Origin of the sequence: Thiomicrospira sp., from assembly GCF_036568485.1 — a bacterium.
In the GTDB taxonomy this organism is placed as follows: domain Bacteria; phylum Pseudomonadota; class Gammaproteobacteria; order Thiomicrospirales; family Thiomicrospiraceae; genus Thiomicrospira.
This window is the reverse complement of the sequence record NZ_DATCSL010000059.1, coordinates 21,413-41,802: the sequence shown is the minus strand read 5'-3', so window position 1 is coordinate 41,802 and position 20,390 is coordinate 21,413. Positions and strand designations below refer to the sequence as shown.

Genomic DNA, 20,390 nt, shown 5'->3' with positions numbered 1-20,390 from the left:
ATGATTGTAGCGGATGCTTTATTGAGCCCGTTCAATGCCTATCGCACCGCCTTACGTAACTTTGATGTACCAAGCTAAAGCTTTACTAACTCAAACTCAAACGGATTGCATTTACGCTTGAGTTTGCCATAATGATGGGCTCATTATGTTGAGAGGATCACAATGAGCCTAGTCACCGAATTTCAAGCCTTACAGCAAGCGTTAAATCAAACCATTGTGGGGCAACCTCACTTAATTGAACGCATGCTAATTGCCCTGTTATCAGATGGTCATTTATTAGTTGAAGGCCCACCAGGCCTGGCGAAAACCAAAGCCATCAAAACTTTGGCACAACAACTTGAAGGTCGTTTTCATCGCATTCAATTTACCCCCGATTTGCTCCCCGCTGACATTACAGGAACTGAGATTTATCGCCCTGAAACCGCCAGTTTTGAATTTCAGGCTGGGCCTATTTTTCATAACTTGATTTTGGCTGATGAAATTAACCGTGCGCCCGCTAAAGTGCAGTCGGCTTTATTGGAAGCCATGGGGGAAGGTCAGGTCAGTGTTGGCAAACAATCGATTTCGATGGAAAAGTTGTTTATGGTGATGGCGACCCAAAACCCAATTGAACAGGAAGGCACTTATCCATTACCCGAAGCCCAGCTTGACCGATTTATGTTGCATGTCAATATTGATTATCCAGATCGTGACAGCGAGCGCTTAATTTTAGACCTGGTAGAAAATGAAGCACGTGATATTCAACAAGCACCGCTTAATAAAATTGATCAACTTACCTTGTTTAGCGCTCGTGATGAGATTCTCAATATTCACATGGCGGATGCGGTTAAAACCTATATTGTCGAATTGGTGATGATTACTCGCCAACCACAAAACTATAGTGCCGAACTAGCTCAACAAATTGCTTATGGAGTGAGTCCGCGTGCAACCTTAGCCTTGTCACGCGGGGCTCGTGCGCATGCATGGTTACATGGGCAAGATTTTGTAAGTCCGGACAACGTGCAAGCCGTGATTCATGATGTATTTAGACATCGCCTTTTGCTGAGTTTTGAAGCCGAGGCCATGGGTAAGACCGTTGACAATCTTGTGGATGAGATTCTAAATTGGGTCACTTTGGTATGAATGAAACGCCCGCCGTTTACAGTGATTTAACACGCTTAAACGCTTGGCGGTTTCACGTGAAACATTTAAAACTCGGGCACCAACAAAAAATTATGGCGCAAACCGGCGGCGCAAATCATACCCTACGAAAAGGGCGTGGCATGGAATTTAACGAAGTGCGGCCTTATCAAGCCGGCGATGATGTGCGTCATATTGATTGGCGTGTCACCGCACGCACACAAACACCGCATACTAAACTCTTTAGTGAAGAACATGAACGCCCAATTGTGTTTTTGGTGGAACAAACTCCAAGCTTGTTTTTTGGCAGCCAGCGTTGTTTTAAATCCGTGTTAGCTTTAGATTGTTTGGCCATTTTAGGCTGGGCGAGTTTAAATCAAGCCGACCGAGTCGGTGGATTGATTATGGGATTAACGGCCAGTAGTTGGATCGAGCCCAAACGGCAACAAAAAACCTTACAGCAATTGTTTCAAGAGGCGATAGATCAAAATAATCAACTGACTCAGCCGGGGTTGGCTCACCACCAGGCCTGGTCGCAAACATTAAAAAAAGTCCAACCATTGATTCATCCAGCAAGTCGATTAATTTTAATTGGCGATGGCTTTAACTTAGACGAAGAAGCATTCAAAATCTTAAAAACGCTGGCGCGCCATAACAGCATCGATTTTTTACAGATCGAAGATAAGCTGGATAAGGCCATACCCGCGCTTAGTCAATTGTCGGTAACGGATGGGGAACAACGTATTAAGTTAGACACTCGCCAACCTGAAGTTCAGCAAGCCTATGCAAACCAATACCACCAGGCCTGGTACTCGCTAAAGCAACGTTTGCAAGCGATTAAAATACCCTTAATAGCGATTAACTCAACGCAACCTACAATTGATAGCTTAATCAGACATAAATTATTGCGCCCATGAACCCAGAAGCCTTGCAACAATTAGAAGATATTATTATTCCACCGGCGATTGGTTGGTGGCCACTGGCAAGCAGCGTTTGGATCAGTTTGATTTCATTATTAGGTTTGGTGGTTGCTTTGGTTTGGTATTTTCGTCAACGCCACAAACAACGTTTGTACCGCCGTTTAGCCAAGCAAGAATTGCAGCAAATTAATCAATTCGATGATCAAACCTTTTTAATCCAAATCAACCAGTTGCTTAAACAAGTGGCCATCACCACTTATGGCCGACAAACATGCGCACATTTAGACCAGCAGGCCTGGTTAGACTTTTTGCAATCCAAAGCCCAATTTATAAAAATGCCCAAGGCGTTTGAACTCATAAACCAACGCTATCAAATGCAAAGACCCGCTTTATCTAAACAAGATAAAGCCCAGATTCAACGCTACGCGCAACGTTGGATTTCGGGGCATCATTTATGACTAGTTTATTCGCACAGTTAGAAAACTTCGATTTTATTTGGCCTTGGCTCGCCTTGTTAGCGCTCATTCCTTGGTTTGTTATGCGTTTATTAAAACCCGCCAGCCAACCACAAAAACCTTTATTAGCCCCGCAATTAATGGCGCGCCTAAACCAAATTAAGCCCAGTAAAATCAATGTCACACTCAACGTGGGATCAACTCGGCTTCCTTTTTTATGGTTGGTTATGTGGTTATTGATCGTGTTAGCTGCAATGCGCCCAGTTTGGTTTTTAACCCCAACACCATTTGAATCCAGCGGACGCGACATGATGTTATCGGTCGATTTGTCCGGCAGTATGGAAAAACCAGATATGTTGGTAGAGGGTCGTGAAGTCGATCGGCTGACCGCACTAAAAAGTGTGGTGGATGAATTTATTGGCCAACGCCAAGGCGACCGAATGGGTTTGATTGTATTTGGCACACAAGCTTTTATAGTGAGCCCTTTAACCTATGATTTAAATGCGATCCGGCGCTTATTAAGCGAAACCGCGATCAGCATGGCCGGCAACAATACCGCGTTAGGCGATTCCATTGGCTTAGCGATCAAACATCTAAAACAAGCCAACAATCAAAAAGCCGTATTAGTGTTATTAACCGACGGTTCTAACAACGCTGGCGCCGTTGACCCGATTGAAGCGGCTAAAAAAGCCGCCGAAGCAGGCCTGGTGATTCATACCATTGCATTTGGTCAGGTTAACAACCAAGTGAGCCAACGAGATATTGATACTGATACACTCCAAACCATCGCTGAGTTAACTGGAGGCGAAGCCTTTATGGCGAGTCAAACCGACCAACTTGCACGCATTTATCAACGGATTAATGAAATTGAATCCAGCGAATTTACGCTTAATCAATACCGTGCACGATCTGAACTCTATATTTGGCCGTTGTCTGGTGCGTTATTGCTCAGTTTCTATTTAGCTTGGCGGCATACACGCAACAGCTCTAAACCTCAGCAGAGCGGAGAGCTGGTATGACCGAACTGGTGTTTTTAAGACCCTATTGGTTATTGGCTTTAATTCCAGCGACTTATTTTTGGTGGCGAATTAAACGCTATCAAGCTCAGCAGTCTGACTGGAAAAACTGGATTGAACCGGCCTTTCAACCTTATTTATTGGCGCAAAGAACCAGCCAATCCAGTGGATCAAATTGGGCATTGACCGGCTTAGCCGCAGTTTGGTTAGCCGCCATTTTAGCCTTAAGCGGGCCAAGTTGGCAGACTGTGCAATTGCCCGCTCAAAAAACCAACAGCGCAAGTGTCATTGTTTTAGACTTATCGCTCTCAATGTACGCCGATGATTTAGAACCAAATCGATTAACTCGGGTGCAATTTAAGTTAAACGATTTACTCGAAAAAAACCCAGACTTACGCACTGGGTTGGTCGCTTATTCGGGTTCCGCTCATATCATTACCCCTATATCGGATGACAACACCACTTTATTAAACCTGTTGCCCTACCTCAATCCATTAATTATGCCGTCTTATGGTTCAGATGCCGCCGCCGGATTTGAGTTAGCCAATGATTTACTCAAAAGCGCACAGATTAATCAGGGACATATTATTTGGATCACCGATGACATTGAACCCAACCAACATGACAGGATTAAAAAACTAATTAAACAAAATAATCTGAGTTTGAGCATCCTAGCCGTTGGCGAACAAAATGGCGGGGCGGTGAAAATACCTGAATACGGGTTATTAAAAGACCCGCAAGACCGCCTGGTACAAGCGCCCTTGCCTTTGGCTGAATTACAAAAATTTAGCCAACAAGTTGATGCAAAACTGGTGCGTTTACAACTGAATAACCGAGACTTAGAACAACTTAAACCCGCCTATTTAGCTGAACAAACCAAGCCTGAGAATTCAAAACCCATCAGCCAACCACTCGATTATGGCGTGTATTTACTGGGATTCATTTTAATTTTGGCCGCCTTTTCAGCAAGACGCGGCTGGTTATTGTCTATCGGCTTTATTGCTTTACTACCAGGCCTGGTCATGTCACCACCCAGTTTTGCTGAAACACAACACATCCATCAAGAACCAGAACACTCAACACAAAAACCCGAAATTAAACTCTCCGATCGCTGGCGCGAGGTATATTTAAATGGTAATCAACGTGGTTACCAGGCCTGGTTAAACCACAACTATGTGGCCGCGGAACGCGAGTTTGATGATCCGGCTTGGCAAGGCAGTGCGTTATACCGCCAAGCAAAATACGCTGAAGCCGCCGAAGCCTTTAAAAAAGTGAATACCGCCGAAGGACACTATAACCTAGGCAATGCCTTGGCCAAGTCCGGAGATTTGGAAGCGGCAAAACAAGCCTATCAACAAGCATTAGAAAAACAGCCTGACTTAAAACAAGCCCAGCACAATTTAGAACTGGTTAAAAACCTACTCAAACAACAAACACAACAGAACCAAACGAACAAAAGTGATTCGGATCAAAATAAATCAGAATCCAATCAAGCCGAATCGAACCAAACCGATTCTGCTCAACCCCAACCTGATCCATCAAAAAATAACGAGGAATCAGACCAAGCCAATCCTAACTCAGATCAGGTACAGTCCAATCAGGCCGAATCACAAACGTCGCAAAAAAACGCGGCCGCTAGCCAACAAGCGTCTGAGGCTAACACTCCGCAACCAACAAACGACGCCCGTGACACCTCAGAATCAAAGCCAACCGAAGCTGAGCAAGCATCAGAAAATTCTGCAGGTCAGCAACCGAGTTTAGAAACACCTGATGATAATGAAACCACACAACAGGCCAACCAACGTGAACAAAAACAAGCCAACCAGGCCTGGTTGAATCAAATTCCAGATCAGCCCGGTTTGTTTTTAAAACGTAAATTTGACTATCAATACCAACAAAATCCACCGGATGATCCCCAGCAAAACGAGCGCAAAATATGGTAAATCACAAAAAAATTCGCCCTTTGATGTTTCTGCTGTTGGTTTTAAGCCTAATACCAGGCCTGGTATGGGCCGAAAAAACCCTGCAAGCCAGCGTAGATCGAAACTTAGTCGAACAAGGCGATATTATTCAACTCAATATAAGCGCTAACTTTCAAACCACCAGCCGTGGCCCAGACTTAGAACCCCTTAAAAAAGATTTTGAAATATTAGGTTCACAAGCTTCAAACCAATTACAAATGGTGAACGGGCAGTTCAGCGCGGTCACCAATTGGGATGTGCAAATTTTAGCCAAACGCATTGGTGAACTTGAAATTCCACCTTTTGAAGTCGAGGGGCTTAAAACCCAACCTATTCAAATTAGCGTGTCAGCCGCTTCAAAAAAACGAGCCGACTATCGTGTAAGTTTTTTAGAGGCTCAGGTGGATAACGCCAATCCTTATGTGCAAAGCGAAGTGCTTTTCACCCTGCGTTATTATCATTTAGGTTCTTTAGTGCGCGGCAATATTGATGCGCCCGAGTTTGATGGTTTCATGGTTGAGCGTTTACAAAACCAGCGCAGTTTTGAGCGCCAAATAAACGGTCGTACCTACCGGGTTTATGAATGGGTATATGCACTTTATCCGCAAGCCAGTGGCAAGATCAGAATTCCAGCGCAGCACTTTGACGGCACCTTATTGCATCAACGCCAATTGCGCCAAGTAGAAGAGGTCTCACAAAGCATCGAACTAAATGTCAAACCGATTCCAGCTCAGTTTCCGGCTGATGCCAACTGGTTACCAGCAAAATCGTTACAACTTTCCGATGAGTGGACTCAGCCTGAAACATTAAAAGCCGGCGAAACCCTAGGACGACGCATCAGCCTGCAAGCGCGCGGCTTAAAAGCCAGTCAATTACCTAACTTTAAATGGCAAGAAAACGAAGACTATCGGCGTTATCATGATCCAGCCAGCCAAAATGATCATATTCAATCCGGCGGTTTAAGCAGTCATAAAACTCAGGACTTTATGATGGTACTACTTAAGCCTGGTGATCTTATTTTTGAAGCTATTGAAATTCCTTGGTGGAATACCCAAACTGACCAATTAGAAATCGCACGACTGGAGGCAAAAACATTTAAGGTCGAAGCCAATCCAGCCCTAGAACAAAGTGTGGATATCGCCGAAACCACGATTGAAACGGCTATGAACCAACCACAATCAACTTCCATTTTGTGGCCAGTTATAAGCTTGGTATTAGCGATATTGTGGTTAATCACCTTAGTGCTGTTACTGAAACGTCGTGGTAATAATCAAACACCTAACCCATCCGAAAAACCAGAACTAACGCAACTCCAACTCGACGACGCCAGTATTGCACAATTAAGCCAATTGTCAGATACACAACTGGATTTTGCGCTCAAACAGTGGTTAAAAACCCATTATCAAATCAAACATTGGAGCGAATTAGAGCATAAACACCCAACATTATTTGCACTCATGCAAGCATTACAAACTCAGCTTTATCATCCTCAGGCTGCAAAAAATGCGTTTGATCGACAAGCCTTATTACATGAATTAAATGGCCTAACAACACAAGAACATCGCCAATCCAATTCTCCCTTGGCAGAGCTGTACCCAGATCAAAAATCTACCCCAAATAACCTCTAGTCACAGAAATTTTGAATTCTAAAAGAGTTTTAATTCTAATTGCTATTGCAAATTAATATCATTTAGCTTACATTTGCACTTAACAAATGACTTATCAAATGGCAGCATCATGTTAAAGATCAGCGACATACAAGTGGTTTACAATCAAACGCCGGTACTTGACCAGTTTAATCTGGACATTGCGGCGGGTGAAATTGTCGGCATCCTTGGCCCAAGTGGCTGTGGGAAAAGCACGTTATTGCGTGCAATCGCAGGTTTTGTTGAAATTGCCAAAGGTGAAATTTGCCTAAACAACGATTGTTTAGCCAGCTGCCAATGCACGATACCGCCCGAAAAACGCGGTGTAGGCATGGTGTTTCAAGACAATGCGTTATTTCCACATTTGACGGTGGAAGAAAACATTGCCTTTGGTCTAAACAAAATGTCTAAAGCTGAACGTAAAGCACGCGTAATTGAACTGATTGAGTTAATTCAATTACAAGGTTTAGAACAGCGTTATCCGCATGAGTTATCGGGTGGCCAACAGCAGCGTGTTGCTTTAGCCCGTGCATTAGCACCACGCCCAAGTTTAATCTTGTTTGATGAACCCTTCTCAAACCTAGACACCACTTTGAGCGAGCATTTGGCAATTGAAATTCGCCAGCTTCTTAAACAGCAAAATACGTCTGCCATACTCGTCACACACACCTTTCGTGAAGCCGAATTAATGTGTGATCGCTATGGGACACTTGAAAGTTGCTTATTGGGCCCATGCCGAATGGCAACATACCAATGCCGCTTAATCTAAGCTAAAACACAAAACGCCCTATTAGGCGTTTTTTTTGAAATCTAAATATTAATAATTCTCTTTTACAAAAACGTTAATTTAACATGGGGGTCTCATGAAAAAAATACTCGCCGCATTCTTCGCTTTAAGTACTTTATTGATTGTAGGTTGTTCACAAGATACCGATTCCGAACAAACTCAAGCCCAGTCAAATAGCGTGGTGGTTTACAGCGCTCGTGCCGAACATTTGATTAAGCCTTTATTTGATGAATTTACCAAACAAACCGGCATTGAGGTGCAGTTTCAAACCGGTAAAGCGAACGCTTTAGTCGAACGTTTAAAAGCAGAAGGCAGCAACACACCCGCCGACGTTTTAATGACCACCGATGTGGGTAATCTTTGGTATGCAGCCGATCAAGGTTTATTTCAACCCATGGAAAGCGAAGTAATTGAACGTAATATTCCAGCACATTTACAAGACCCTGAACAACTTTGGACAGGTTTGTCAGTGAGAGCTCGAACTTTGGTTTACCATTCAGATCGGTTATCGGCGGATCAATTAATCGGTTATGAAGATTTGGCTGATCCGAAATGGAAAGGCCGTTTATGTTTACGTACTTCAAATTCAGTCTATAACAAATCGTTAGTCGCGTCTTTAATCGAGCATCACGGTGAAGAACAAACACAGCAAATTTTAACTGGCTGGGTCAATAATTTAGCCGCCAAACCTCAAGCCAAAGATTCGCATGTGATGGACGCGATTTTGGCTGGTCAGTGTGATGTTGGTTTAGTGAATACTTATTACTATGGTCGTTTGCAAGCCGAAAATCCAGACACACCATTACGTTTAAGTTGGGCAAACCAATCTAGCACTGGAACACACATCAATGTTTCAGGCGCCGGTTTATTAAAGCACGCAAAGCATACCGATAATGCTCTAAAACTGATTGAATGGTTGTCTGAAAAACCTGCTCAACAAATATTTGGCGCATTAAACCGTGAATATCCCGCCAATCCAAATGTAACGGTTGACCCACAAGTTGAGTCTTGGGGTGTGTTTAAACAAGACGAAATCAATCTAAAACGCCTAGGGGAATTACAGCAAACTGCCACTATGCTGATTAATCGCGCAAATTATGAGTAAAAAAGTCAACGACAGACACAATGTCTGCTGGGTTTCGCACTAAAATAAGCGCATGAATTCTAAAACCCTATGGCATATCGCTTTGTGGGGGTTGATCATTTTGATCAGCCTACCACTACTTCGCATATTAAGCGCTTGGCTTGAACCCAGTTCGGCCATTTGGCAGCATCTATCCGACACCCTATTATGGGACATGATCGGCAATACCTTATGGTTATTGCTGGGTGTGGGAATCGGTGTGACTCTGCTCGGCGTCAGTTTGGCTTGGTTTGTAACTATGTGCGAGTTTCCAGGGCGAAAATTATTAGAATGGATGTTGTTTTTACCCTTTGCTATCCCAGCTTATGTGCTGGGTTTTGTCTATTTAGGTTTATTTGATTTCCCGGGGCCGGTTCAAACTTTTTTACGTGAATCATTCGGCTGGAGTGGATTGGATATTCGAGATGGCAAGCTCAGCATCATGATTGTGATGTCCTTAGTGCTTTATCCCTATGTTTACATGTTGGCGCGTAATGCCTTCTATAGTCAAAATAACACCCTAGTCGAAAGTGCCCGCCTATTAGGTATGTCAGGCTTTGGTATCTTTTGGCGAATCTCAGTGCCTATGGCGCGTCCGGCGATTGCAGCGGGTGTGATGTTGGCTTTAATGGAAACATTGGCCGATTTTGGTACGGTCGCTATCTTTAATTATTCCACTCTCACCAGCGGCATATTTAGTGTTTGGGAAAACTTCCGCTCATTACAAGCGGCTGCTCAACTTTCTACCTTATTACTTGGTATCGCCATATTGCTGATATTTATCGAACGCTGGAGTCGCGGGCGTGCCAGATACGATTCAAATAAACGCATGACCTTGCGGCCTTATAAACTTAAAGGCCACCAGGCCTGGTTGGTAACAACTTTAGTCTCTTCGGTGGTTGTATTCGCCTTTATTTTGCCGGTATTACAATTGCTATTCTGGTCACTTGCTAGCCTAAACCTAGAATGGGATACGCGTTATTTAGACTGGATAAGCAATAGCTTTGTACTAGCAGTTGGTTCAGCATTATTAACGGTTGGACTTGCTGTGATTGTAAACAGTGTGCGTCAACAAACAAACTTATCTTGGCCGTTAAAAACTGGGATTCGGTTTGCTAACTTAGGTTATGCCTTACCCGGCTCAGTGTTAGCCGTTGGTATTATGTTATTGATTATTGATATAGGTGAGTTTGTTTCACCCGGCCAAGGTATTTGGCTAAGCAGCGGCATTTTTGCCTTATTATTAGCTTATATGGTGCGGTTTTTAGCCGTGGCTTATGGCCCAGTCGAAAGCAGTTTTGATAGTATTACACCCTCTATGACCGAAGCGGCTCGCAGTTTAGGTGCTAATACACCGCGTTTGGTCTCACAAGTTTATTTTCCATTATTAAAACCAGGCCTGGTGGTCGCGGGTTTTATGGTGGCAGTAGATGTAATGAAAGAATTACCCGCCACTTATTTATTGCGGCCATACGGTTGGGATACCTTAGCAATAAGAGTCTACGAGTTGAGTTCGGAAGGCTTATATGAACGCGCAGCCATTCCATCTTTAATGCTACTGGGATTGGGTTTGTTAGGACTTTATATGGTACATCGAATCAATAAACGCTATAAAATTCGCGCCAAATAACATGAAGGCTTGAATTAATTAACGCAGACGTTGATCGGTTTGCGCATCCCAAATTTGAGAAGGATTAGCTAAACCACCTAAAGCGGCCTCCAAACACCAAACTTGCTGATTAAAATATTCCGCTACTTGTTGGCAGTTTTTTGCCGGTGATAAACTCGCTGGGTTGGCAGAAGTTGACACCAACACACCGTCTCCACATAAAGCTTGCACAATCGGGTGATGACTCAATCGAACGGCCACGCTGTCATGTTCACCACTAATCCAATTTGGGCAAATATCAGTTTTAGGTATTAACCAAGTAATGGCTTGATCTGTTTTTTTCCATGAGTCTAAAACTTTGTCTGACCAGGCCTGGTTGTGTAATTTGCAAAATCGGTTTAAAGCATTCACTTCGGCCGCAATTAAAATCAAACCTTTTGATTGCGGACGTTGTTTCAAACCTAACAAATGCTCAACCGCCTGTTGATTTAACGGATCACACCCCAAACCAAAAACCGCTTCTGTAGGATAGGCAATCACTTCACCTTGCTTAACTTTTAAACGAGCTTCACTGATTTGTTCTAGTAAGCGTTTATCAAACATATTTGACCTCTTGTCAATCAAGCCACCTGAGGGAAGTTAGGTGGAATATGAGTGGGATTATGCGGCGGATCAACTGGGCCTAAACCATGCAAAGCACGAATACGTTGACACTCTGGATTGATTGAACCATCTTCTAACCACAAAGGAAAATCGCGACAAGGTGTGGGTCGTTTATCATAAATAGAACACGACACCTCAACCCCAACTTCACCTTTTAAAGCTACGCAACGTGGGGTTTTACAATTTGTACCTTGCATACAAATATAATGCGGGTTGATATTTTCCGTCAACTCAATCGGCACCTGACCGCCTAAGAAAGGATCCGCTTCTGCCCAGTAAAACGATACGCGGAAATGACTGCAACACACGCCACAAGACAAGCATGGATTAAACGTATCCATACATAAGACTCCAAAGAAATATGAGTTAATCGAACAGCCTAGCAAAATCCGATTAAATTCGGATGGCTTATTCTACTCAGAGTCGGCCAAAAAAATAGTCGGTTACTAAACTATTTTTGTTGGTCTTGCGCGCTATCACTTAACATTTGAGGTGGTAATTCATCTTCCTCTAAATGTTGGTTATTCCAAGGCAAAATACCGGGTGAAGTATGTAAAAATTGCAAATAACGTTCAAAATGATCAAGAATGTCCGAAATTAAATCAGCTTGTTCATAACCATAGACATCGTATGACTGACTGCCGCGACGCAGAAACACTTCGGCTCGATAATAATGCGTTTCCTCGGCCTCATCCGCGCGGTTAATTTCTGGGTAAGCATAGCCTGGCAAGGTGTAATTACGCAGCCGAACTTCATATATAAACTCTATTTGATCTGCTTTAAAGACTTCGATACGAACCCTATGTTGCTCCTCATCAACAAATACCTGAGCAGGCCAATCTTGTGACTGTAATTCTTTTTCGACCTGCTTCATGCTGGGCAAAACCGTGGCCATAATAAATTTTTCAACTTGATCACGACTTGGGAAATCCACCAAATTGGCTAAACGCTGTTTCCAAACTTTGGTTGATTGATGAGCTCGGCCCCCTTGCATGGCATTTTGTAAACTCATATCACGATGGGTTTCAATATTTAAGGCACGCCACATCCCAAAAGCCGCAATTAACATAATCACCGCAAAGGGTAAGGCACTTACAATCGAAGCCGTTTGTAAAGCACTTAAACCACCTGCAATTAAAAGCACAGAAGCCACCACACCTAATAAAGCCGCCCAGAAAACCCGCTGCCAAACAGGTGTATTAAGAGCACCACCAGAAGCTAATGAATCAATCACTAACGCGCCGGAATCGGCTGAGGTGATAAAGAAGGTAATAATTAGAAATACCGCTAAAAATGAAACAATACTACTAAATGGCAATAGCTCAAATAATTGGAACAAAGCAATCGCATGATCAGCTTGAACTTGATCAATTAAATTTGTGTAACCTTCTACCATAATTAAATGCAATGCCGTATCACCAAACACCGAGAACCATAAAAAGGTAAAAATAGTTGGTACCAACATGACACCTAATACAAACTGGCGAATCGTGCGACCACGGCTAATTTTGGCAATAAATAAACCCACAAACGGTGCCCAGGCAATCGTCCAACCGAAGATAAATAACGTCCAATTTCCGATCCAATCACTTGAGGTATAAGCCTGTAAACTAAAAGTTCGTTCAACTATGCCACTTAAGTAGCTGCCGGTGTTTTCAAGGAAGGTTTCTAGAATAAAAATGGTCGGACCCACAATAAACACAAACGCCATAATCGAAATCGCTAATGCAATATTAATTAAAGATAAACGTTTGATGCCTTTATCCATACCGGCCACCACCGACATAATCGCTAAAGCCGTAATCACCGCAATCGTGATAACTTGCGTGCTTGTGCTCACTGGAATACTTGGCCACAAATAATTCATACCGGCATTAATTTGTGAAACAGATAAACCTAAAGTCGTTGCAATCCCAAAAGTCGTGCCTAATATGGCAAAAGTATCGACGGTATGGCCCATTGGACCATGAATTTTTTCACCTATTAATGGGTAAAGGGTTGAGCGCATTGAAAGTGGTAAACCATGACGAAATGCAAAATAGGCAAGTGTTAAACCGACCAAACCGTAAATTGCCCAGATATGAAAACCCCAGTGGAAAAATGCAATTTGCATGGCTTGTTTGGCCGCATCCACTGTTTCAGCGGCACCTTCTGGTGGGGAGGCATAATGCAATACCGGTTCAGCAACGCCAAAAAACAATAACGCAATCCCATAACCGGCTGAAAATAACATCGCAAACCAAGCCGGAAAACTGTATTCCGGTACGGCATGATCCGGCCCAAGTTTAATATTTCCCCAACTGGTAAAGGCGATCGAAACAATAAAGACTAAAAAAATCGCCACCGACAGCATATAAAACCAACCAAAACTGACGGTGATATAGGATAAGGTTTGTGAAAAAACTTGACCCGCTAATTCAGGATTACTGAGTGTGCCAACGATCATTAAAAAAATAACCACCACAGCAGGAATAAATACTGGGACTAAGACGGTGGACGGCCAAGTAATTTTTAATGAACGCATAACGGCTTCTCCAAAATTTTTGATGTTAATAACCTTAACAAAAACCCCTTATAAATGAAATCAACAATCTAAGTATTTGTTGGTTTAAGTACATATATTTAAAGGCTTAAGGATAGGAAATAACACGAATTTTTGATAAAGTGGCGGCCACTGTAATTTGAGTCTTCAATATGATAAAACTGGTTGTAATTGATTTAGACGGTACCTTATTAAACCAAGATCACTCTATTTCTGAAGTTTCCAAACACACCTTACAACAGTTATATCAGCAAGGAATTGAAGTGATGTTGGCTACAGGTCGACATTATCAAGATGTGTATTTACTGGCAAAACAATTAGACATCCCAACTCGTTTAATTACTTCAAATGGCGCTCGTGTTCATAACGAAAAAGCCGAACTCATCTATGAAAATCATATTCCTGAAAATTTAGTTCAACAAATTCTAAATTTATCTGCGGGTTACGAAGTGCATCGAAATCTCTACCAGCAAGATTTATGGTTGGTAGAAGAACCTAATAAAGCCTTGTTGGATATACATCACAGCTCAGGATTTCAATACCAAATTACCGATTTTAATAGCATTAACTATCAGAAAATTGATAAATTTTACTTTAACGCGCCTCATCAAAAACTAGTACCACTTCAACATCAACTCATCAACAAGCTAGGGGATCAGCTTTATATTACTTTTACCACTGAAACTTATTTAGAGGTCATGAATAAAGGCGTGTCAAAGGGTAAAGCCCTAGAAAAAGTATTGATGCAAAAAAATATTAAGGCATCAGAAGTGATGGCATTTGGTGATGGTTTAAACGATGTAGATTTATTGAAGTTAGTCGGTTATCCAGTGGTTATGCAAAATGCCCATCCGGATTTGAAAGCTCAATTACCGCAGGCGGCACAAACTAGATCAAATGCTGATGATGGCGTTGCTCATTATTTACAAACCCAACTCATCAAAGCACTTTAATAAATGCCGTTTTGGTTATTTACCGATACAAAACGAGCTAAATATACGCCCTAATAAATCATCTGAACTAAACCGACCAGTGATTTCAGATAATGCATCTTGCGCCAACCTTAAATCCTCAGCAACTAATTCACCTGCTGCAAAATGTTCAAGTTGGTGTTGTGCATTATGTACTGAATCTAACGCTTGTTGGATCGCATCTAAATGGCGCTTTCGTGCCATAAAAACCCCTTCGGATGTTTGTTGAAAACCCATCACATTTTTTAAATGCGAAGTTAGCAGATCTAAACCTATTTTATGTTTAGCGGACAACCATATTTCAGTGTGATCGTTAGTTTCTACCAGGCCTGGTTGTGCATCTACCAAATCAATTTTATTGCGAATTAAACTAACTGGTAAATTCGCTGGGAGTTTATTTAAAATAGCTTGATCTTCAGGGTGAATTGCTTCACCGGCTTGTAATACAACTAACACTCGATCTGCATTTTCAAGTGCTTTCCATGCGCGTTCAATGCCAATTTTTTCAACTTGATCAGTCGAATCCCTTAAGCCCGCCGTATCTAAGATATGTAAGGGCATACCATCAATATGGATTTCTTCTTTTAATACATCACGCGTTGTACCGGCAATATCAGTCACAATCGCACTTTCTCGACCTGATAATGCATTCAGCAAACTGGATTTTCCAGCATTGGGTCGACCCAAAATCACCACCGACATGCCTTCGCGTAATAAAACCCCTTGCTGTGCCGATTTTTGAATCGCAATTAAACGCTGTAATAAATGTTCAATTTGTCCAGCGACATGACCATCTGACAAGAAATCAATTTCTTCTTCTGGAAAATCTATAGCGGCTTCTACATATAACCGAAGTTGAATTAAGGCTTCGACCATCTCATCAATTTGATGGGAAAAATCACCTTGCAAAGATTTTAAAGCACTACGAGCGGCTTGATCCGATGAAGCTTCAATAATATCGGCAATGGCTTCGGCTTGGGCTAAATCTAATTTGTCATTTAAAAAAGCTTGTTTAGAAAACTCACCCGGCTGGGCTAAACGAGCTCCTAATTCAATTACACGATTAAGTATCCATTGCAAAATAATGGGTCCACCATGTGCTTGCAGTTCTAAAACATCTTCGCCAGTAAATGAATTGGGAGCTTGAAAATATAACGCTATGCCTTGATCTAGAACTTGCTTATCTGAGCCATAGAAAGCACCGTAATGCGCTTTTCTAATTGATGGTAGTGAACCTAACATGTTTTTTGTTATATCACTGACAAGTGGACCTGATACACGCACAATACCAACCCCACCACGGCCAGGTGGAGTCGCAATTGAAGCTATGGTATCGGTTTGGTTAAATTTCATAGATTAATTGAAATCAAAATCATCTAGATCGGGTTTGGGTGGATTGCCGTCATAAATTAAGTTATTTCGATATTGTAAATAACTTTCACGATAAAAAATATACGGATCATAGGAATCCTTAACCGTTTCAATCAAGTCCATTACCTGCACATAATTATCAAACTGATCTGCTATTAAGATTTTAGTGCGGCCTTGCATATCGGTTTGAATAATATAGTTATAAGTAGGGTTATAGCTACCATCAACTCCCGCTCCTATCAACTCCCGGAAAGTGTACCCACCTACCACGGGTAAAACGACAAAAGAGGATTCTTTCCATAATCCCCATTTATACAGGGTTTGACCAAAATCTTCTTTTTGATAGGGCAAACCGGCAGGTGTTGCAATATCTAATAAGCCACCTAAACCAAAAACGGTGTTAATTGTAAAACGCATAAAATCGCCTAAGGCTTGTTCAACTTCGCCTTGAAGCAAATTGTTGGTCATGTTTAATGGCATTTTTAGGTTAATAAAAAAGTTGTGGACACCTGTTCTAGCTGGTTGTGGCACATATTTTTTATAAGACTTACCTATCGGTTCACCCACTAAATCATGAAACGCGATGTTGAACTCAAACATAGAACGATTAAAAGATTCGTAAGGATCTTCGGCATTCATTTGTGTAAATGCCGGCGTAGAGAATAAAAAGCATAAAAGTGCTATTAATTGATATTTAAGATTTTTCATAAAATTCGTACAATTAGTGTTGCTGTATTGTACAAGGAATTTGCACCTGTTTTAGCGCCTTTTTTAAGGTATTTAAGACTTGTTTTCTTGGAAAGCTTTTTCGCCAAGCCAATGCAACCGCACGAGATAAGTTTGCTGAATCTATTTTTTTTACGGTAAATAAATCGGCATCATGTGTATTGAGTGAACTGCAAGGTAAGATGGTTATACCCGCTCCTGAGGCAACCATAAATCGTATGGTTTCTAAAGAACTGCCTTCTAAGGTACGTTGTAATTGAGTATGTTGCAGGTTTAATTGATTTAAGTTAGGAAATGCATCTACCACCTGCTCTCTAAAGCAATGTCCTGAGCCAAGTAGTAATAATGTTTCTTTTTCTATATCGTTCAAAGTAAGTGAATCTTTGCTGGTTAATGGATGATCATTTGGTAAGGCCACTACAAAAGGTTCTTGGTAAAGTTCAAGGGTTTCAATATGTGGGTCACTAAAGGGTAAAGACAGAATAACCACATCTAAGTCACCATTCTTAAGTTTCTCTATTAAGTTAACGGTATAGTTTTCTTGCAAAATAAAGGGGATTTTTGGTTCGAGATTGTGGAACTCAGGTATGAGTTTAGGCAGTAAATAAGGCGCAATAGTATAAATAGCACCTACTTTTAATTCTCCACTATGATCACCTTGTTCTTCTTGCGCTATTTGCTTGATCAAATGGCTTTTATGCAAAATTTCTTCTGCTAATTTAATAATTTCTCCACCAACTGGGGTGATGATAATTTCGGATTTATGGCGTTCAAATAAGGTTACACCTAATTCTTCTTCAAATTTCTTGATTGCAATACTTAAGGTAGGCTGACTTACAAAGCAAATTTCAGAAGCCTTGCGAAAATGGCGTTCTTTTCCTACTGCGACTATGTATTTGAGCTCATTAAGCGTCATGAAGTTATCCCTATAAAGTATTTAGTTTTTCTTTTTTTTCTTTTCTTTGTTTCTATTGTCTAGCTGTTAAATTGGTATAACTCAAATTTATTATAATAAATCAATAAGTTAGATTGTTATCAACCTGTCTAAGAACTGGGGTTGTTTTGTTTGTATGGAGTGTGAGTGAATTGTGGATAACATTTGAGTTTTACAATAAACTTAATTTTATCCCCATTTATACACACCTTGTTAGTCGAGTTGTTGGCTTGCGCTTTAAATCTATCTGTTAGACAATCTTTAGCAAATTAATGAGGTTGTTATGTTTTTAAAACTTGCGCAGCAAAGACGGACGGTTTATCAGTTTATTGATCAAAAGGTCGAATCTAACAAGCTTAATCAGTGTTTAGAAGCGGCTATTTGGGCACCAAATCATGGTTTAACTCAACCCTGGCGATTTTATCTGATAGGTGATCAGACCCAACAAGCCTTAACTCAATTGTATGCGAAGCTTCGAGCGGATAAACGAGCTATTGCAGGTTCGGAAGAACACAATGCAATTTATCTAAAAGCTTGTGAACGTTTTATGGCGAATCCTCAAATCGTTATTGTAGGTCAAGTTTGTAGTTTGGATTCGGTAAAATCTAAGGAAGATTATGCAGCCTGTGCATGCGCAATTCAGAATTTTCAATTGGCGGCATGGGAACAAGGTCTTGGTGTTCAATGGAGTACAGGACCCATTATTAATCATGAAAAAACCTATCAAATACTAGGTTTAGATCCGGCAGAAATTGAATTGATTGGGATTTTATATATGGGTTATCCGCAATGCGTTCCAGAATCTCAACGTTTACCTGTATCTCAGGTGCTATCCATTTATCCTTAAGATTGCATTTCTGAGATGACATTGCCTAATAATTCAGTTAAACGATCATTTTCTGAATAATTTACCGGACAATCAATTACTGTTACGGTAGGCGTTTTTAAAGCCTGTTCCAAGGTGGGTAATAGTTGATCGGCTTGCTCAATTCGGTGAGCTTTAGCACCAAAAGATTGAGCATACTGTACAAAGTCTGGGTTTTTAAAATCTATAAATGCCGAACGACCGTATTTTCTTTTTTGTTTCCATTCAATTAAGCCGTACTGACTGTCATTCCAAATTAAGATAACGATCGGTGCATTACAACGCATAGCGGTTTCAATTTCTTGCGAATTCATCATAAATCCAGCATCACCTGTTACGGCGACGACCGCACGTTCAGGGAAAGCTAATTTTGCAGCAATCGCGCCAGGCACAGCGATACCCATACCGGCAAAACCATTTGAAATAATACAGGTATTAGGTTTTTCGGCTCGGAACATTCGCGCCATCCACATTTTGTGTGCGCCTACATCACATATTGCAATATCATCTGATTTCATGGCAGTACGAAGATCCCAAATGATTTTTTGCGGTAATAATGGCCAGTCTTGACTTTGGGCACAGCGATTCATTTCCTGCATAGTGGCATCACGTAATGGATGATCTATGGGTTGGGGTTGGCTTAAGTTTATTAAACTGCGTAAATTTTGCAGGTTGTGAGCAATGTCGCCAACTAATTCAATTTCTGGCATATAACTGGAATCAACTTCAGCCGCCAAGGTATCAATATGAATAATTTTGTGATTTCGATTTGGATTCCACAAATGTGGATGGTATTCCACCATATCAAACCCAATACAAATGACGATATCGGCTTTTGAAAAACCGCCATTTTCATAATCGCCTTTTTGCAAGCCAGCAGTACCCATGGCCATTTTATTTTTGAAAAACGGCACCACACCCTTAGCCATAAACGTATTAACGACGGGGATATTAAGTTGTTTACTAAATGCGTAAACTTCGCCACCCGCTTTGGCGCGAACCGCGCCATTACCCACCAAGATTAAAGGATTTTTAGCTTGTTGAATTGCAATAGCAGCTTGTTTGATTAGGGCTTCGGAAGCGCTAGTTAATCGATTTTGAAAAACCGTTAATGGACGTTCATTTGTGTCCATTTCAGCAATGTTTTCAGGGAAATCAATAAAGCTCGCCCCCGGCTTTTCGCTTTGAGCTAATTTGAATGCTTTCCGAATGACTTCTGGAATCGTACCGGGTTCTAAAATTTGTGTCGCATATTTGGTGATAGGTTTAAACATGCTAACTAAATCCACTACCTGATGAGATTCTTTGTGCATGCGAGTGGTAGCGGCTTGTCCTGCGATTGCGACTAGGGGTGCATTGTCCATATTCGCATCTGCAACCCCAGTAACAAGGTTGGTAGCGCCTGGCCCTAAGGTGGAGACACATACGCCGGCTTTACCGGTTAAGCGGCCATAAACATCGGCCATAAATGCGGCACCTTGTTCGTGGCGAGTGGTAATAAATTGAATATTTGAATCCAATAAAGCGTCCATCATGTCGAGGTTTTCCTCACCTGGAATACCGAAAATATATTCCACGCCTTCGTTTTCTAAACACTCAACAAATAATTTAGCCGCTTGCATATGCATTCTTCCAATGTAAAAAACCACCAGGCCTGGTGGTTTCATGTTGAAGGTTAATTC

18 protein-coding genes are annotated in these 20,390 nt (G+C 41.6%); 11 read left to right on the top strand and 7 right to left on the bottom strand.

Annotation, left to right across the window (positions count from 1 at the left end):
• Nucleotides 1-162: 162 nt before the first annotated feature.
• The 9 genes from VIM91_RS06415 (at nucleotide 163) to VIM91_RS06375 (ending at nucleotide 10,657) form a co-directional block, all read left to right on the top strand.
• Nucleotides 163-1,122 (top strand): MoxR family ATPase, encoded by a 960-nt coding sequence (locus VIM91_RS06415; RefSeq protein WP_331863989.1) that lies wholly within the window; start codon nucleotides 163-165, stop codon nucleotides 1,120-1,122.
• On the top strand, nucleotides 1,119-2,036 hold the full coding sequence (locus tag VIM91_RS06410) for a DUF58 domain-containing protein (RefSeq protein ID WP_331863988.1): 918 nt from the start codon (nucleotides 1,119-1,121) through the stop codon (nucleotides 2,034-2,036). Before VIM91_RS06415 ends, VIM91_RS06410 begins: the two co-directional genes overlap by 4 nt.
• Complete coding sequence (locus VIM91_RS06405; protein WP_331863987.1) at nucleotides 2,033-2,497, top strand: DUF4381 domain-containing protein; 465 nt, start codon at nucleotides 2,033-2,035, stop codon at nucleotides 2,495-2,497. Before VIM91_RS06410 ends, VIM91_RS06405 begins: the two co-directional genes overlap by 4 nt.
• Nucleotides 2,494-3,513, top strand: a complete 1,020-nt coding sequence (locus VIM91_RS06400; RefSeq protein ID WP_331863986.1) for a VWA domain-containing protein — start codon at nucleotides 2,494-2,496, stop codon at nucleotides 3,511-3,513. Before VIM91_RS06405 ends, VIM91_RS06400 begins: the two co-directional genes overlap by 4 nt.
• Entirely contained in the window at nucleotides 3,510-5,453 is a 1,944-nt protein-coding gene (locus VIM91_RS06395; protein ID WP_331863985.1) for a VWA domain-containing protein, read from the top strand. The genes VIM91_RS06400 and VIM91_RS06395 overlap by 4 nt, the downstream gene beginning before the upstream one ends.
• Complete coding sequence (locus VIM91_RS06390; protein ID WP_331863984.1) at nucleotides 5,447-7,099, top strand: BatD family protein; 1,653 nt, start codon at nucleotides 5,447-5,449, stop codon at nucleotides 7,097-7,099. The genes VIM91_RS06395 and VIM91_RS06390 overlap by 7 nt, the downstream gene beginning before the upstream one ends.
• Nucleotides 7,100-7,208: 109 nt before the next feature.
• On the top strand, nucleotides 7,209-7,886 hold the full coding sequence (locus VIM91_RS06385) for an ABC transporter ATP-binding protein (protein ID WP_331863983.1): 678 nt from the start codon (nucleotides 7,209-7,211) through the stop codon (nucleotides 7,884-7,886).
• A 94-nt stretch (nucleotides 7,887-7,980) separates the two neighbouring features.
• Nucleotides 7,981-9,009 (top strand): extracellular solute-binding protein, encoded by a 1,029-nt coding sequence (locus VIM91_RS06380; protein ID WP_331863982.1) that lies wholly within the window; start codon nucleotides 7,981-7,983, stop codon nucleotides 9,007-9,009.
• 52 nt (nucleotides 9,010-9,061) lie between these two features.
• Nucleotides 9,062-10,657 carry an iron ABC transporter permease gene (locus VIM91_RS06375; RefSeq protein WP_331863981.1) on the top strand — a complete coding sequence of 532 codons (1,596 nt, stop codon included), beginning with the start codon at nucleotides 9,062-9,064 and terminating at the stop codon, nucleotides 10,655-10,657.
• Nucleotides 10,658-10,675: 18 nt separating this feature from the next.
• Here VIM91_RS06375 and VIM91_RS06370 read toward each other — a convergent pair whose 3' ends face one another.
• From VIM91_RS06370 to VIM91_RS06360, 3 genes are all read right to left on the bottom strand, one after another.
• On the bottom strand, nucleotides 10,676-11,239 hold the full coding sequence (locus VIM91_RS06370) for a Sua5/YciO/YrdC/YwlC family protein (protein WP_331863980.1): 564 nt from the start codon (nucleotides 11,237-11,239) through the stop codon (nucleotides 10,676-10,678).
• A 17-nt stretch (nucleotides 11,240-11,256) separates the two neighbouring features.
• A complete protein-coding gene (locus tag VIM91_RS06365) occupies nucleotides 11,257-11,640 on the bottom strand; it encodes a YkgJ family cysteine cluster protein (RefSeq protein WP_331863979.1) in 384 nt (127 codons plus the stop codon).
• A gap of 110 nt (nucleotides 11,641-11,750) precedes the next feature.
• Nucleotides 11,751-13,823 carry a BCCT family transporter gene (locus tag VIM91_RS06360; RefSeq protein WP_331863978.1) on the bottom strand — a complete coding sequence of 691 codons (2,073 nt, stop codon included), beginning with the start codon at nucleotides 13,821-13,823 and terminating at the stop codon, nucleotides 11,751-11,753.
• A gap of 170 nt (nucleotides 13,824-13,993) precedes the next feature.
• Between VIM91_RS06360 and VIM91_RS06355 the strand changes: the two genes are divergently transcribed.
• Nucleotides 13,994-14,794, top strand: coding sequence for an HAD family hydrolase (locus tag VIM91_RS06355; protein ID WP_331863977.1), 801 nt, complete (start codon nucleotides 13,994-13,996; stop codon nucleotides 14,792-14,794).
• A gap of 15 nt (nucleotides 14,795-14,809) precedes the next feature.
• Here VIM91_RS06355 and mnmE read toward each other — a convergent pair whose 3' ends face one another.
• Genes mnmE through VIM91_RS06340 form a run of 3 tightly spaced genes read right to left on the bottom strand, consistent with a single transcriptional unit; the run spans nucleotide 14,810 to nucleotide 17,825 of the window.
• Nucleotides 14,810-16,165 carry a tRNA uridine-5-carboxymethylaminomethyl(34) synthesis GTPase MnmE gene (gene mnmE, locus VIM91_RS06350; protein WP_331863976.1) on the bottom strand — a complete coding sequence of 452 codons (1,356 nt, stop codon included), beginning with the start codon at nucleotides 16,163-16,165 and terminating at the stop codon, nucleotides 14,810-14,812.
• A 3-nt stretch (nucleotides 16,166-16,168) separates the two neighbouring features.
• Nucleotides 16,169-16,891 (bottom strand): VacJ family lipoprotein, encoded by a 723-nt coding sequence (locus VIM91_RS06345; protein WP_331863975.1) that lies wholly within the window; start codon nucleotides 16,889-16,891, stop codon nucleotides 16,169-16,171.
• A 13-nt stretch (nucleotides 16,892-16,904) separates the two neighbouring features.
• Complete coding sequence (locus tag VIM91_RS06340) at nucleotides 16,905-17,825, bottom strand: hydrogen peroxide-inducible genes activator (protein WP_331863974.1); 921 nt, start codon at nucleotides 17,823-17,825, stop codon at nucleotides 16,905-16,907.
• Between the two features lie 301 nt (nucleotides 17,826-18,126).
• Here VIM91_RS06340 and VIM91_RS06335 point away from each other — a divergent pair, with 301 nt between their 5' ends.
• The gene (locus tag VIM91_RS06335; protein ID WP_331863973.1) at nucleotides 18,127-18,690 is read left to right on the top strand and encodes a nitroreductase; all 564 of its coding nucleotides are present in this window, start codon (nucleotides 18,127-18,129) and stop codon (nucleotides 18,688-18,690) included.
• Here the strand turns inward: VIM91_RS06335 and VIM91_RS06330 are convergent.
• Nucleotides 18,687-20,330 (bottom strand): acetolactate synthase large subunit, encoded by a 1,644-nt coding sequence (locus tag VIM91_RS06330; protein ID WP_331863972.1) that lies wholly within the window; start codon nucleotides 20,328-20,330, stop codon nucleotides 18,687-18,689. The two genes, VIM91_RS06335 and VIM91_RS06330, sit on opposite strands and share 4 nt — an antisense overlap.
• Nucleotides 20,331-20,390 lie beyond the last annotated feature (60 nt).

Bases quoted from the DNA above. Each gene is read 5' to 3' on its own strand.
- mnmE (WP_331863976.1), bottom strand. From the start codon at position 16,165: ATGAAATTTAACCAAACCGATACCATAGCTTCAATTGCGACTCCACCT.
- VIM91_RS06360 (WP_331863978.1), bottom strand. From the start codon at position 13,823: ATGCGTTCATTAAAAATTACTTGGCCGTCCACCGTCTTAGTCCCAGTA.
- VIM91_RS06335 (WP_331863973.1), top strand. From the start codon at position 18,127: ATGTTTTTAAAACTTGCGCAGCAAAGACGGACGGTTTATCAGTTTATT.
- VIM91_RS06370 (WP_331863980.1), bottom strand. From the start codon at position 11,239: ATGTTTGATAAACGCTTACTAGAACAAATCAGTGAAGCTCGTTTAAAA.
- VIM91_RS06340 (WP_331863974.1), bottom strand. From the start codon at position 17,825: ATGACGCTTAATGAGCTCAAATACATAGTCGCAGTAGGAAAAGAACGC.
- VIM91_RS06380 (WP_331863982.1), top strand. From the start codon at position 7,981: ATGAAAAAAATACTCGCCGCATTCTTCGCTTTAAGTACTTTATTGATT.
- VIM91_RS06345 (WP_331863975.1), bottom strand. From the start codon at position 16,891: ATGAAAAATCTTAAATATCAATTAATAGCACTTTTATGCTTTTTATTC.
- VIM91_RS06330 (WP_331863972.1), bottom strand. From the start codon at position 20,330: ATGCAAGCGGCTAAATTATTTGTTGAGTGTTTAGAAAACGAAGGCGTG.
- VIM91_RS06410 (WP_331863988.1), top strand. From the start codon at position 1,119: ATGAATGAAACGCCCGCCGTTTACAGTGATTTAACACGCTTAAACGCT.
- VIM91_RS06400 (WP_331863986.1), top strand. From the start codon at position 2,494: ATGACTAGTTTATTCGCACAGTTAGAAAACTTCGATTTTATTTGGCCT.
- VIM91_RS06390 (WP_331863984.1), top strand. From the start codon at position 5,447: ATGGTAAATCACAAAAAAATTCGCCCTTTGATGTTTCTGCTGTTGGTT.
- VIM91_RS06355 (WP_331863977.1), top strand. From the start codon at position 13,994: ATGATAAAACTGGTTGTAATTGATTTAGACGGTACCTTATTAAACCAA.
- VIM91_RS06375 (WP_331863981.1), top strand. From the start codon at position 9,062: ATGAATTCTAAAACCCTATGGCATATCGCTTTGTGGGGGTTGATCATT.
- VIM91_RS06395 (WP_331863985.1), top strand. From the start codon at position 3,510: ATGACCGAACTGGTGTTTTTAAGACCCTATTGGTTATTGGCTTTAATT.
- VIM91_RS06415 (WP_331863989.1), top strand. From the start codon at position 163: ATGAGCCTAGTCACCGAATTTCAAGCCTTACAGCAAGCGTTAAATCAA.
- VIM91_RS06365 (WP_331863979.1), bottom strand. From the start codon at position 11,640: ATGGATACGTTTAATCCATGCTTGTCTTGTGGCGTGTGTTGCAGTCAT.
- VIM91_RS06405 (WP_331863987.1), top strand. From the start codon at position 2,033: ATGAACCCAGAAGCCTTGCAACAATTAGAAGATATTATTATTCCACCG.
- VIM91_RS06385 (WP_331863983.1), top strand. From the start codon at position 7,209: ATGTTAAAGATCAGCGACATACAAGTGGTTTACAATCAAACGCCGGTA.